Source organism: Desulfuromonadaceae bacterium (assembly GCA_019429445.1).
Lineage (GTDB): Bacteria > Desulfobacterota > Desulfuromonadia > Desulfuromonadales > JAHYIW01 > JAHYIW01.
In genome coordinates, this window is record JAHYIW010000009.1 from 20833 (window position 1) to 35023 (window position 14191).

At 57.3% G+C, this 14191-nt stretch carries 12 protein-coding genes; 7 read left to right on the forward strand and 5 right to left on the reverse strand.

Annotation, left to right across the window (positions count from 1 at the left end; genetic code table 11):
• Positions 1–277 precede the first annotated feature (277 nt).
• From K0A93_04770 to K0A93_04780, 3 genes are all read left to right on the forward strand, one after another.
• Positions 278–502, forward strand: a complete 225-nt coding sequence (locus K0A93_04770) for a DUF1049 domain-containing protein (GenBank protein MBW6511420.1) — start codon at positions 278–280, stop codon at positions 500–502.
• Positions 503–726: 224 nt separating this feature from the next.
• Positions 727–882, forward strand: coding sequence for a hypothetical protein (locus K0A93_04775; protein MBW6511421.1), 156 nt, complete (start codon positions 727–729; stop codon positions 880–882).
• Positions 883–997: 115 nt separating this feature from the next.
• Positions 998–1525 (forward strand): NUDIX domain-containing protein, encoded by a 528-nt coding sequence (locus K0A93_04780; protein ID MBW6511422.1) that lies wholly within the window; start codon positions 998–1000, stop codon positions 1523–1525.
• Positions 1526–1677: 152 nt separating this feature from the next.
• On the opposite strand, the gene uvrC is transcribed toward K0A93_04780, so the two are convergent.
• Positions 1678–3534 (reverse strand): excinuclease ABC subunit UvrC, encoded by a 1857-nt coding sequence (gene uvrC / locus K0A93_04785; GenBank protein MBW6511423.1) that lies wholly within the window; start codon positions 3532–3534, stop codon positions 1678–1680.
• 323 nt (positions 3535–3857) lie between these two features.
• Between uvrC and K0A93_04790 the strand changes: the two genes are divergently transcribed.
• The 4 genes from K0A93_04790 to K0A93_04805 are packed head-to-tail and all read left to right on the forward strand — an operon-like array spanning position 3858 to position 6937.
• Positions 3858–4724: a hypothetical protein gene (locus K0A93_04790; protein ID MBW6511424.1), complete on the forward strand. Its 867-nt coding sequence runs from the start codon at positions 3858–3860 to the stop codon at positions 4722–4724.
• Positions 4725–4754: 30 nt separating this feature from the next.
• Positions 4755–5279 carry a cyclic nucleotide-binding domain-containing protein gene (locus tag K0A93_04795; protein MBW6511425.1) on the forward strand — a complete coding sequence of 175 codons (525 nt, stop codon included), beginning with the start codon at positions 4755–4757 and terminating at the stop codon, positions 5277–5279.
• On the forward strand, positions 5272–6405 hold the full coding sequence (locus tag K0A93_04800) for an AI-2E family transporter (GenBank protein ID MBW6511426.1): 1134 nt from the start codon (positions 5272–5274) through the stop codon (positions 6403–6405). Before K0A93_04795 ends, K0A93_04800 begins: the two co-directional genes overlap by 8 nt.
• Before the next feature lie 46 nt (positions 6406–6451).
• Positions 6452–6937 carry a YajQ family cyclic di-GMP-binding protein gene (locus K0A93_04805; protein MBW6511427.1) on the forward strand — a complete coding sequence of 162 codons (486 nt, stop codon included), beginning with the start codon at positions 6452–6454 and terminating at the stop codon, positions 6935–6937.
• Positions 6938–7273: 336 nt separating this feature from the next.
• Here the strand turns inward: K0A93_04805 and K0A93_04810 are convergent, their stop codons facing one another.
• The 4 genes from K0A93_04810 to acnA all read right to left on the reverse strand — a co-directional run bounded on the left by K0A93_04810 (position 7274) and on the right by acnA (position 14113).
• Positions 7274–7747, reverse strand: a complete 474-nt coding sequence (locus tag K0A93_04810; GenBank protein ID MBW6511428.1) for a transposase — start codon at positions 7745–7747, stop codon at positions 7274–7276.
• Between the two features lie 338 nt (positions 7748–8085).
• Positions 8086–8988, reverse strand: a complete 903-nt coding sequence (locus K0A93_04815; protein MBW6511429.1) for a formylglycine-generating enzyme family protein — start codon at positions 8986–8988, stop codon at positions 8086–8088.
• Between the two features lie 192 nt (positions 8989–9180).
• Complete coding sequence (locus K0A93_04820; GenBank protein ID MBW6511430.1) at positions 9181–11007, reverse strand: caspase family protein; 1827 nt, start codon at positions 11005–11007, stop codon at positions 9181–9183.
• Positions 11008–11443: 436 nt separating this feature from the next.
• Positions 11444–14113, reverse strand: a complete 2670-nt coding sequence (acnA, locus tag K0A93_04825) for an aconitate hydratase AcnA (protein ID MBW6511431.1) — start codon at positions 14111–14113, stop codon at positions 11444–11446.
• Positions 14114–14191: the final 78 nt, after the last annotated feature.

The window sequence follows — 14191 nt, forward strand, 5'->3', positions numbered from 1 at the left end:
TTTGCGACGCCATCCTCTTTTAGCAGATTTCAGGAGGGAGCTAAAGGGTTTTTCAGAAAAGAGGGGGCCTTTTTTAAAACAAATGCCCCCCAGTGAACAACGGTCAGCAGTCACCCGGCAAATAAACCGCGACCTGACCGAGATTGAACAGAAGGAAACGGTTATGCTGTCGACCCACAATCCTTTCCCAAGGTGCCTCTTGCATAGTCCTGGCGAATCGGGGATAATTTACGCGATGCAACAGAATGATTGCTGCCAACATTTTAAGGAAATACCCATGAAGCAAACAAAATTGTTCGTCAGTCTGATCCTGCTTGGTGTGGTGCTGCTCTTCGTTATGCAGAATCTCGCCGCCGTCGAACTGACATTTCTTGTGTGGAGCGTTTCGCTCTCGCAGGCCCTGCTGCTTTTGCTTGTCTTCGTTTGCGGCCTGACCATCGGTGTCCTCTTGACCACCCTGGCCGGACGCAAAACAAAGAATACGCCGCCGGATAAATACTGAAACATTGCAACCGGACAGGAATGCAGCCCAGTCCGGGTTCCCGCTGGGCCCTTACCAACTGTGCTAAATCAATATCCACTCCGGGGAGAACTGTCATGCTCCAGGCCGATCAAGCCCGAACCTTTCGTGCTTTTTACGATTCCGCCCGCGCCGCCGGGCTCGATGTCAAAACCACCACACTGGTCGGTCTGGCGGCAGCCTTGACCGCCGGGTGCTTTCCCTGAGTGGAGCACTACCTTGGCGTGGCCAGGGACAACGGGATTACCGAGCAGGAAATCAGCGCCGTGCAGGCGCTGGCCATGGCGGTCTCCGCCGGGCGCATCAACGCGCAGATGCGGGAGATCGAAACCCACCTGAAGGAAAAAACAGGCAACCCATGAACACGGGTCAGAGATTCACCGTGCGCGACACATTTTCCCGTGCCGGTGCCCGCGATGGCGAACCGCTCGCGACCGTTACCGGCACTGTTTATCGCAAGAAGAAACGCCATCCGGGATGAGCATCGATGTCCGTGCCATCCGTTACTGTCCGCGCTGCACCTCGGCAAACTACACGTTTCTCGATGACCGCCGCTGGCGCTGCGCGGCCTGTGACCTGGTCTACTACCACAATATCGCCGCCGCCTGCGCGGTCATCCTCACCCGCGGCGACCAACTTCTGCTGACCTTGCGCAAAAGCGATCCCGGCGCGGGACTGCTCGATCTTCCGGGCGGCTTTGTCGACCCCGACGAAAGCGTCGAGGCAGCGATCATCCGCGAAGTTCACGAAGAGCTCGGCATGGTCATCGATACCCCGCGTTATTGCGCCTCTTATCAGAATCGTTATTACTATCGTGAAATCGAATACCGCACCCTTGATTTGATCTTCACCGCCAGCGTGCCAGAAGACACCGTACCGGTTGCGGCGGACGATGTCGCAGAGGTTGTCCTGGTCAGGCCCGAGGATATCGATTTCGAGAAGATCGCTTTCGCGTCAATTCGGCAGGCATTGCAAGATTTTCGGGGAGATAAATTCCGTCATTAATGATGGCGTCGCAAAAAGTCCGCCCTACGTCGTTACGCTGATTTTTCAGGACCTCGACCTACCTGATGTAGGCCTTCGCCCCTCAAAAACCACCAAGCCTTGGAGGACGAAATTTTTGCTTAGCCATCTCATTCTTTTTTGTGAGTGCATCATTAATGACGCACTTGTTGTTCTGTTGCAGCTTCCTGATCATGAAAAAAAGCAAAAACCTCCCGCGCCGTCGTCTCCGGCAACCCCGCCACGGCCAGCAGCTCTGCCAGCTGTGCCGCACGGATTTTCTTGACGCTGCCGAACTGTTTCAACAACAACTTGCGGCGTACCGCGCCAACGCCGGGGATATCCTCCAGCGTTGATCGCAATGCCGCCTTGCCGCGCAACTGGCGGTGGTGCGTAATCGCAAAACGGTGAGCTTCATCGCGGAGTCGTTCGAGGAGAAAAAGCAACGCTGAGCCCTGACGTAACGTGACCGGGTTTTTGCGGCCGGGGAGAAAAAACCGTTCCTCACTCCGTTCGACCGCCTTGCCGCGCACATTGGCCTGCACCCGACTCTTGGCCATCCCGACCACCGCCACCCGCCCGTGCAGGGCGAGTTCTTCAAGCACCGCAACGACCGCACCGAGCTGCCCCTTGCCGCCGTCGATCAACACCAGATCGGGGAGCACACCTTCTTCAATACCGCGCCGCAAACGCCGCCGCAACACCTCGCCAAGCGCGGCAAAATCATCGGCGCCACCGCTCTCACGGATGCGATAATGACGATAGGCGCTTTTTTCCGGCTCACCATTGATAACCACCGCCATGCTGCCAACAGTGAAACTACCCTGAATAGTGGAGATATCAAAACACTCGATGCGCGTTGGCGGCGCAGAGAGATGAAAACGGGCCGCCAGATCGTTCAGCAGCGTGGTACGTGCCGCGCGACGACTGCCGCGTTCGCGCTGCGCCTCGCTGGCATTGCGCGCTGCCAGCCTCACCAGTTCGACCCGCGGGCCACGTTGCGGGGCCACAAGAGTGACCTTGTGCCCGCGACGTTCCGACAACCATTCGCCCAGTGTGGCGCCGTCGGAAGGGAGAAAGGGCAGCAAAATCTCGCCGGGAATCACGACCTCCCGTGCGTAGAATTCGCGCAGAAAGGAGGAGAGCAGTTCATCCTCATCGAGTCGCCAGTCAAGATTAAAATCACGCCGGTCGAGCAACTTTCCCTGACGAACACAGAGTAGCGCAATCTCCACCTCCCCCCCTTCACGATGCAGTCCGACCACATCGCGATCACCGCCAGCGGCAATCACCACCTTCTGTTGTTCAACCGATTTGTTGATCGCCCGCATCTGATCACGCAACGCCCCGGCATCCTCATAGCGCAGCTCCTGCGCGGCACGCGTCATCCGCCGCTGTAAATCGGCCAGCACTTCACTTTCCCGACCACCGAGCAGTGCGATCACCCCGTCGACCAGCTTGCGGTAATCCGGCACAGAAATTTTGCCGTGACAGGGGCCACTGCACTGCCCGAGTTGAAAATAAAGACAGGGACGCCCGCGCCGTCGACAGGTCGCCAGATCATGCTGGCGCAGCGGAAAGACCTGGCGCAGAGTCTTCAGGGTGGAGCGAATCGCCCCGCTAGAGGAATACGGACCAAAATAGAGCGCTCCGTCATTAACCACCCGCCGGGTCAGGTTGACCGTGGGGAATTCCTCGTTCAGGTCGATGCGCAGCGACAGGTAGGTTTTGTCATCACGCAGATCGATGTTGTAGCGCGGGCGATGTTCCTTGATGAGGAGGTTTTCAAGGATCAGCGCCTCTTTCTCGGTATCGGTCACAATGGTGTCGATCGTTGCAACCCGCGCCATCAGAAAACGAATATGGCCGCGTCCGTCGCCTGCCGCGGAAAAATAACCCCGCAAACGATTGCGCAGCCGCTTCGCCTTGCCGACATAAAGCACTTGCCCGTCGCTGCCCCGCATCAGATAAACCCCCGGTGCTGCCGGGTATTTGCTGGATTGAAAATCCATCGTACTCCATAAGCGCAACTACGTTCGTTAAGCGAAGATAACAACCCCTTGCGGCACCTGTCAACACCTCGTGATTGCGACTAAATAGTCCTTGTCGTTTCCAGGACATCCGCTATAATAGGCGTGTTTCGTCTCAAACTATGTTGCACTCGCAAAAAAGAATTAAGTGGCTAAGCAAAAATTTCGTTCTACAAGGCTTGGTGGTTTTTCAGGGGCGAAGGCCTACATCAGGTAGGTCGAGGTCCTGAAAAACCAGCGTAACGCCGTAGGGCGGACTTTTTGCGACGCCATCAAACTATCCCTCGCTGGAGGACGCCAAGCAAATGTTGCGAATTGCGTTTTACCTGATCTGTTGTCTGTTGTTGACGCCCCTCCTTGCGTTTGCCGACCCGACCCTGCTCGAAAGGGTCGCGAAACACTACGCCATCGGCCAAAAGGGACTCGACAGCTATCAGGCAACCGTCAATACCGATCAGGTCGGGGTCATGATCGCCCGCATGACGGCCAACATGCCCGCCGATACTCCCCGGCCACAGGTGCCGGAGCTGCGCAAATTCTGGAGCCGCGCGAGCGGGCGCACCGTCATCCTGCCGACAACTCAAACGGTCTTTCCCACCATCAGCGAAATGATTCGTTACTTTTCGGGTGAATTTGCCATCGATCCGGGCACTCTCGTGCTGTCGGCAAAGAGTGCGAGCAAGCGTGCCGCGCTGCTGCAAAAAGCAGAAATCAAAACCTTCGAAACACGCATCGGCAACGACCGGACCATCTCCATCACCGCACTATTCCGCGACGCCGTCGATGTGGGCAACGCATTCTACACCGAGGGGTTGCCACTCCCGCGGACAAATATCAGCGAACTGGTTTTCGACATCGACCCGGACCGCAACATTCTGCGCCGGATGGAAATCGTCTCCACCGGGAAGTCGCGGCTGAATTTTCAGCTGCGTCATCTTGAAATCGCCGGGAATCTGCTCCCCACGGAGGTTCATCTCACCACCGCGGACGGCGGCGTCGATACCCGTCTGACCACCGAGTTTGTCACTGTCGGCGGGTTTTTGGTGCCGGGGAGGCAGGTGCGCAACATCCGCACCCCGGATCGCAACGAGCGCATCGAAGTTACTTTCAGTAACTACATTATCAACAAACCATTGCCTGACCTTGTCATCCAGGCTCTCAATGGCGAGTAGTTAATTGATCATTCTGATGGAGGATTTGCCTTGAACCCACTGTGGAGCAATATTTTCTCGAAAAAAAAGCAGGAAGAATCACTGGCTTTTTTTCTTGGCACTGTGCCGGTTTTCGCGGAACTGAGCCCCAAGGAGCTGAATCAGCTCGAACGGCTGATGCACGCCCGTGACTACGCCCCGTTTGAAACCGTTTTCGAGCAGGGCGATCCCGGCTCGGGCATGTACGTCATCCGCTCGGGAAAAGTGCAGGTTTTCTCACGCAATATCAACAAAGAGGAAGAGGAGCTGGCGGTCCTTGGGCCGGGCGATTTTTTCGGCGAAACGACCTTGACTGCTCCCGCCGCCCGCACCGCTTGCGTCCGAACCCTCGAACAAAGTGTACTGATCGGTCTGTTCCGTGCCGACCTGCTCGAAATGGTTCAGAAACAGGCCGACATCGCCAACAAGATCCTGATGATGCTCACCCGCATCATGAGTGAACGACTGCTCGCCTCGAATACCGAAATCATTCGGCTCAAAACCGAGCTTGAAACTGTGAACCGCCATGATGAGTAGCCTACCGAACAGCAGCTCGCGCAAAGGGTTCACCCGCGCACAACTGATTATCTTTTATCTGGTCATGACGCTGTCACTGGCGACCGGCTTGTCGCTCTATACCTCGGCCACCAACATTATCAATTTGCTCAGGACCGCGACGGCGGGTCTCTTCCTGCCGGTCCTGTTGTCGCTCATCCTGACTTTTTTACTCGACCCACCGGTCCGTTACTTTGAACGCAAAGGCTTCAATCGCACCCTTGGCATATTCTTTGTCTACATACTGATTGCAATCATCGCAACGTTACTGGCATTCTGGCTGATTCCCTACCTCGACGGAATGTGGTCTTCACTCAAAACCGATCTTCCCCGCTACACCGGAAAAATTACCGGTCTGGTGAATGAACTGCAAAGCTATCTGATCAACAAGGCCCCCTACGTCACTGAATACGATCTGCCCGGAAAAGCCAAAGCATTGGCGCAGAAGATCGCTGCCGACATCCTGATTGAAACACCGAAATCGGCGATGCTCATCGGCAGTCTGATGATTCTGGTGCCACTCTTTTCGTTCTTTTTTTTACGCGACGGCCACGCCACCATCCGCAAATGCGTGGCGCTGACCCCCAACCGTCATTTTGAAATGGCGCACGACCTCTCGTTTCTGATCAGTCGTCAGCTCTCCGAGTTCATTCGCGGGCGGATCATCGAAGCCTTCATCGTCGGACTGGTCGTCGCTATTGGACTGAGTATGACCGATATCCGTTACGCCCCGCTCCTCGGCGCCTTCGCCGGCATCACCAATCTGATCCCCTACGTCGGCCCGATCATTGGCATGGTCCCCGGCATTCTGATCGCTTTTGCCGATCTCGGCGTCGGCGGCGAGTTCTGGTGGATTGTCTGCGTCTACATCCTCATCGCCCAGATCATTGTCGACAGCTTTATCCTCATCCCGATATTTATTTCGCGGGTTTCCAATCTGCACCCGTTCATCGTTATTGTTGCGATCATCATGGGGGGCAAATTGTCCGGCGTCATCGGCATGATTATCGGCGTGCCGGTCGCCAGTATCATCAAAATCGCCGTGCAGAGTATCATGCAGTACCGCCACAATTTCAGCTTGACGCGCGGCGAATACGAACAGGAATAGGATTTTTGGACTACGGCAAGAGTGTGACACAGAAGGAGAAGGCAGCATGCCCAGTTTCGACATTGTATCAAAAGTCAACATGCAGGAAGTCGACAACGCCGTCAATCAGGCGATCAAGGAAGTTGAACAGCGCTACGATTTTAAAGGCACGCACAATGAAATCGCCCTCGGCAAAGACGGACTGACGATCCTCGCTGCCGATGATTACAAACTGACCGCGATCAAGGATATCCTGATCAGTAAACTGGTCAAACGGGGCGTCTCGACACGCTGTTTTGACTACGGCAAGGAAGAACCCGCCTCGATGGGTGCGGTGCGTCAGAAGGCAGCGCTGGTACAGGGGATCAGCAAGGAAAAAGCAAAAGAGGTCATCAAAGAAATCAAGGAGAGCAAACTCAAGGTACAGGCGCAGATCATGGACGATCAGGTGCGCGTCACCGGCAAAAAGATCGACGATCTCCAGGAAGTGATTCAGCTGCTCAAGGGGAAAGATCTGGGCATTGAACTGCAATTTGAAAATATGCGTTCGTAAGTTTTCACCGCAATAGCCAAAGCTTCGCGACAGGATGTCGCTCCTACAATAAATATCATCATCGCTGCCCGCCCCTGTCTCTGTGGGAGCGGCTTTCCTTTGTGGGAGCGGCTTTCCTTTGTGGGAGCGGCTTTCCTTTGTGGGAGCGGCTTTCCTTTGTGGGAGCGGCTTTCCTTTGTGGGAGCGGCTTTCCTTTGTGGGAGCGGCTTTCAGCCGCGAAAGGGTCTTCCAGTTGCCACCAAAAACTTCGCGACAGGATGTCGCTCCCACAACATCAATACCATCATCGCAGCCCAGCTCCCGTGGAAGCGGCTTCCAGCCGCGAAAGATTTTGATTTAAATCCACACCGAATCCCAATGTGAATAATCCCACACTTTCGCTACCAGTCCTGCTCGCACCGGATTGGTTACCAGATATCCGGCAGCTGACTGAACATCTTCATCTTTGCGCAACGCCCGGTCATGATATCCAGGTTGCCATAACGAACCAGACCCCCCTCGCTGAAGATTAATCTGACGAGAGGTAAATGTTTTGACCGATTGCATCAACTGGGCAAGCGTACCCTGCTCCAACGAAATCAACCAATGCAGATGATCTGGCATCAAGACAAAGGCCAATGTGACTGCACGTCCTTGTTCTTGCTGAAATCGCAATGCGTTGATACAGATACGACAGGCGGTTAAATCATGGAAAACTGGCTGGCGATTATGGGTGGTCGAGGTCAGCAGATAGAGGTTTTTTGCGAGGGAGACACGTCCTTTGCGCAAGGCATGGGAACGGGAATGTGTTGTCAATATTTGATTGTCCAAGTTCCCTCCATTGTTGATTTATCTTGCGCTCAGCCCCGCCTTTGTGGGAGCGGCTTTCAGCCGCGAAGGGGTTTCCAGCTGCCACCAAGGGCTTCGCGACAGGATGTCGCTCCCACAACAGCAAGACCATCATCGCTGCCCCGCCCCGTCTCTGTGGGAATGGCTTTGCCCCTGTGGGAGCGGCTTCCAGCCGCGAAGGGGTTTCCAGCTACCACCAAAACCTTCGCGGCTGAAAGCCGCTCCCACAAAACAAAAAAATTTCAGGTTCCGGTGTCATTTCCAGCGCCCGTCAGCGCGGCTCCGCCACGCGCTGCCAGCGCCTCCAATCACACCTCCACCTAACCCCGGTCTTGAGTGACAAGGCGGAAACCCAGGCCGTCGTAGCGGTCGCCCGGATCGTTCCCGCTCCGGCTCGCCGAGCGCACGTGCCTCGGGTCGTTGTTCCAGCTGCCGCCGCGTCCGACGCGGTACGACCCGCCCGACGGACCCTGCGGATTCTGCCTGGGACTTTTAGCATAATAGCCGCTGTCGTACCAGTCCTGGCACCACTCCCATACATTGCCAAGCATGTCGTGCAAACCAAACGCATTGGCTGCAAAACGTCCCACCGGGGCTGTTACTGCATAACCGTCATCGCAGTTGTGAACTGTCCAGTTCGACCATTTTCTTTTCGCACTTTGGTCAGCTACATTCGCATTGCGACAGGCCTGATCCGGACTTTCACCCCACCAGCGTGCCGTTCGGGTCCCGGCACGGGCCGCATATTCCCACTCCGCCTCGGTCGGCAAACGGAAGCTCTTGCCGGTCTGACGCGACAACCACTTGGCGTACTCGGTCGCATCTTCCCAGCTGACATAGACTGCTGGCTGATCATCGCCGTTCAGACTATTTCCTTCGTAGTCCGTGCTGGTGTGCCCGGATTTGTATTTGCGATACTGTGCATTGGTCACCTCAAACTTGCCCATCGAGAAATCATCCACACACACCTCGTGCACCGGCCCCTCGTGACTGCTACGATCTTTTTCGCTTGAGGGACTCCCCATTTGAAAACAGCCGCCCGGCACGCGGACAAACGCCATCCCGGTCAGCGACTCGGTCCAACTGCCGCCACCGCTGACACTGCCACCGGAGCGGCTGGCCGGTTGTCTGCTGGTGCGAAAATCCTTGATAAACCACGCCTGTGCCGGCTGGGCCACCAACAAGCCGGTCATCCATAGAGCACAGAAAGTTAAAACACGCATTGCCTCTCCTTTACATAGCATCATCACCTAAACAAGAGGGAAGCTGGAGTTTGTCTCTGTGGGAGCGGCTTTCAGCCGCGAAGAGTCTTCCAGCTACCACCAAAAGCTTCGCGACAGGATGTCGCTCCCACAAAAAACACCATCATCGCAGCCCGCTCCTACACAGAGGATGTTTCCGGTTAGAAACTGAACCTACTTCAGCACCGCCAGCACCTGCTGACGGTGTCCCGACACCTGCGGTTGCTGGGTGGTGCCTTTGAGCTTTTTTGCCATCCAGGTGACGTTCTCGTTGAGGTAGGCCTCCATCTCGGCCACGGTGATCTTTTTGTCGCCACTGCTGTCAGCTTCGCCCTGCAACCCCTTGAGGAAGTAGTAGGTAAAGAGGCTGTGGCGTTTCTCCGGGTACCAGGTTGACACCTGATCATCGGCGGCGCTGGCAAAAACCACCGCAGCGGACGGCTTGGCGACCTGTGGTCGGGTGCGCAGGGTGATCGAGCTGACCCCTTGAAACAGAAGACCACTGGCCGAGTTGCCAGAGAAACAGGCGTCGAGGACCACGGTGACGTCCTGGGCCGGGAGTTTGGCGAGGTTGTCGTAAAAGGTCTGCACCCGGTAGCCGCTGGTCTTGAGAAACTGCGGGTTGGCGTCGACCGGCACGAAGTAGGCGTCGCCGCTGTCGAGATCGGGCGCGCCGTGACCGACATAGAAAACAAAGACGCGCGACTGGCCGTCCTTGACGAAATTATGCAGTTTGCCCCGATGATCACGCTCGTTGCCGAAAATTTCGTTGAATTTGGCGTAACCGGCATCCTCTTCATAGATGATCATGCCGGGATCAAACCCCATGGTGGTGGTCAGATACTGACGCATGGTGCGGGCATCGCGCCACGCAAAATCTACGTTGGGCACGCCGCCGACCCCGTAGGTGCGATTGCCGATCACCACGGCAACATCGTACTTGCCTGCCTTCTTGCCCTTGGGGATGTTCTGGTCGACATCAACGGTCAAATCGACCTCGCTGGCGTCGGGGGCCGTGCCGCCGGCCATGCCGGCCAACAGTTGCGCGGTGCGCCCGCCGCCGACCGGCTGCCGGGTTCGCGCCACGGCCTCGGGAACGGCGATGGTCGAGGCATCGGCGAGCATCGCTTCAAAGAGTTTGTCATAAGCCTGTTTCAGGGCTGAAATCTGCGGATAAGCTTCGGCAAGTTTTTTGGCGTGAGAGACCGCCGCGGCGGTCTGGCCGGACTGGAACTGCTGGTAAAGCCCACCGGCGACCTGGTTGCCGACTGCGTCGGTGGCGTTGCGTAAAGCTTTGTCGTTCGGGAACTGACGTTGGGCGCTGGCCACCGCCTTGAGGGCGTCTTCCCCCTGTCCGGCAAGGGCCAGCAACTGAATGCGGGTGTAAGCCGCCCTGGCTTCAAAATCGAGTCGGGCAAGGGTGCTCAACGCCTGCTGCCGTTTCCCGGACTGCGCCGCTTCGACCTGCGTCGCCAGATAGCGGTCGAGCAGTTCGTCATAACTGGCCTGCAAATCCTGGTGCGACTGTTTAGCCAAAGCGGTGTGCAGTCCCTTGAGGGCATCAACCTCGTTGCCGTTGGCGTAACGGGCGCGAGCCAGGGTGTCGGTCACCGCCGGGTCACTCGAAGAACGCGCCGCTTTCTCTGCATAAGCAAGGGCTTTAGTTTCGTCCTGCCGCAGTTCAAGCAGCACCTGGGCCAGATTGTTGAGCGCGGCGGCGTTGCTGCCGTCTTTGGCAACAGCTTTGCCGAGGGCATCCCGCGCTTCGACCAGCCGCCCGTAACGGTAGTAGGCCACGCCGAGGTTATAGGCGATATCGGCCTTTTCGCCGCACAGCTCACTGGCCTTGAGAAACAATTTCAACCCCTCGGCACGATCAGCCTCAAACGCCTTGACCGCTTTGTCGGTCACGGCATCAGCCAGGCCACACAGGTCATTGGCAAACAACAGGGGGGGGGACAGCAGCAGAACAAGCAGGAAAAAGCACAGACAGCGGCGCATCGGGAACCTCCTCACGGGGACAAACATGAAAGGTGATTTTAAACGATTCTCGTTCACAGAACAAGAAAAAGGTGGGGAAACCGCCAGGACTACCAAAACCTTCGCGACAGGATGTCGCTCCCACAACAGCATTATCATCATTGCCGCCCCGCCCCAGTGGGAGTTGCTTTCCTTTGTGGGAGCGGCTTTCAGCCGCGAAGGGGCGGCCAACTACCATCGAAAACTTCGCGACAGGATGTCGCTCCCACAACAGCAAGACCATCATTGCCGCCCCGCCCCTGTGGAAATGGCTTTGCCCTTGTGGGAGCGGCTTTCAGCCGCGAAAGGGTCTTCCATCGACCACCAAAGGCTGCATCACCACGAAGATCACGAAGCGCACGGAGAGACCCTTACAATAGATTTTCTTCGTGACCTTCGTGCTCTTCGTGGTGAAACATTATTCTCGCGCCCCCTCCACCATCTGCCGCAGCACATAATTGAGAATCCCGCCGTTGCGGAAATACTCGACTTCATTGGCGGTATCGAGCCGACTGGTCACCACAACGTCGCGGGATGATCCGCTTTCATGCTTGATCGTCAATGTGACATCCTGCCCCGGCACCAGCTCCGCTGCCGCTCTCAGGCTGACAACCTCCGTGCCCTCCAGCCCCAGCGTCAGGCGACTCTCTCCAGCCTTGAACTGCAACGGCAGCACCCCCATGCCGATCAGGTTGGAACGGTGAATGCGCTCGAAACTTTCGGCAATCACCACGCGCACGCCAAGGAGCAGAGTCCCCTTGGCGGCCCAGTCGCGACTCGATCCGGTGCCGTACTCCTTGCCGGCAAAGATCACCAGCGGTGTGGCACTTTCTGCATAGCGCAGCGCCGCGTCAAAGATCGACATGACCTTGCCGTCCGGCATCAGGCGGGTAAAGCCGCCTTCGGTACCGGGGACCATGGCGTTGCGCAGGCGGATGTTGGCGAAGGTGCCGCGCATCATCACCTCATGGTTGCCACGCCGTGAACCGTAGGAGTTGAAATCGGTCTCGGCGATGCCATGATCGAGAAGATAACGTCCGGCGGGGGTGTCCGCCTTGATCGACCCCGCCGGGGAGATATGATCGGTGGTGATCGAATCGCCGAGCAGCACCAGGATCCGGGCGCCCGCGAACCCTTCCAACCCTGCCGCCAGCTTTTCGCGCACCGCAAAAAAACCCGGTTCCTTGACATAGGTCGACGACTCATCCCAGGCGTAGGTTTGACCGGCCGGGATCGGCAGATTGCGCCACGCCTCGTCCCCCTGAGAAACGTCAGCATACTCGTTGTGAAACATCTGCGCCGACACTCGGGCGACCATTTGCGACACCTCGGCGTTAGTGGGCCAGATATCTTTCAGAAAGACCGGGTTGCCGTCGGACCCGATGCCGAGCGGTTCACGACTCAGGTCGATGCGGGTGGTTCCGGCAAGGGCGTAGGCGACCACCAGCGGCGGTGACGCCAGCCAGTTGGCCTTGGTCAACGGATGGATGCGTCCTTCAAAGTTGCGGTTACCGGATAGCACCGACGACACCGTCAGCCCGGCGGCGTCAATCGCAGCGGCGACCGGTTCGTCCAACGGCCCGGAGTTGCCGATACAGGTGGTGCAGCCGTACCCGACGAGATGAAAACCGAGGGTATTGAGCGGTTCCTGTAATCCGGCGCCAGCGAGATAAGCGGTGACCACCTTCGAACCGGGCGCCAGCGAGGTTTTAACCCACGGTTTGGTCAGCAGCCCTTTTGCGAGCGCTTTTTTTGCCACCAGCCCGGCGGCCATCATTACCGCCGGGTTTGAGGTATTGGTACAGGAGGTGATCGCGGCGATGACAACATCCCCTTGCCGGAGCGCATAGTCCGCTCCCGCCACCGGAGACGTCTTGTCAATATCACCGGCAGGGATGATCGCGTCAAATGCTGACCGCAGACCCGCCAGATCGACGCGGTCTTGCGGGCGTTTCGGCCCGGCCAGACTTGGCGTCACATCGGCCAGATTCAGTTCCAGCATGTCAGTGAACACCGGTTCGACCTCCGTCCGCCACAGCCCCTGCTCTTTGGCATAGGCCTCGACCAGTGCGCAACTCGGCTCGTCGCGCCCGGTAAAACGCAGATAGTCGATTGTCACCTGATCGATCGGGAAGAACCCGCAGGTCGCACCGAACTCCGGGGACATATTGGCGATCGTCGCCCGGTCGGCCAGCGGCAATTGATCAAGTCCCGGTCCGCAAAATTCAACAAATTTGCCGACGACGCCGAAGTTGCGCAGCCTCTCGGTAACGGTCAGCACCAGGTCGGTGGCGGTCACCCCTTCGCTGAGCGCTCCGCTCAGCCGAAAACCAACGACTTCGGGGAGCAGCATTGAGATCGGCTGGCCGAGCATCGCCGCCTCGGCTTCGATCCCGCCGACCCCCCAGCCGAGTACCGCCAGGCCGTTGATCATTGTCGTATGACTGTCGGTACCGACCAGCGTATCGGGATAAGCGAACGTCGTTCCCCCGGATTCACTGACCCAGACCGTTTTGCCAAGATATTCCAGATTGACCTGGTGGCAGATACCGGTGCCGGGGGGCACCACGCGGAAATTCCTGAAGGCGGTTTGTCCCCAGCGCAAAAAAGCGTAACGCTCAAAGTTGCGCTCCATTTCCCGCTTAACGTTGCTGGCGAACGCCTCGGGGGTGGCGTAACTGTCGACCATCACCGAGTGATCAATGACCAGATCGACCGGCACCTGCGGATTGACCTGCTGCGGATCGCCCCCGCCCCGCGCTACGGCATCGCGCATCGCTGCCAGATCAACCACTGCCGGGACCCCGGTAAAGTCCTGCATCAGTACCCGCGCCGGACGAAAGGCAATTTCATGTTGTGAACGACGCGTGTCGAGCCACGACACAACCGCCTTGATGTCGGCAACGGTAACGGTCTCGCCATCTTCAAACCGCAGCAGGTTTTCGAGGAGCACTTTCAGGGTGAAGGGCAGCTTCGAGACATCACCAAGTGCTTCGGCAGCGGCGTTAAGGCTGAAATATTCATAATTTTCACCTCCAACAGTCATGGTGCGCCGGGTGTGCAGGGTATCGTGCGGATGTTCGCTCATGATGTTCTCTCCATGATCAATATTTGCAAAAACGACTACGGGACAGTGTATCACAAAGTCAATTTCTTGCTGAATAGT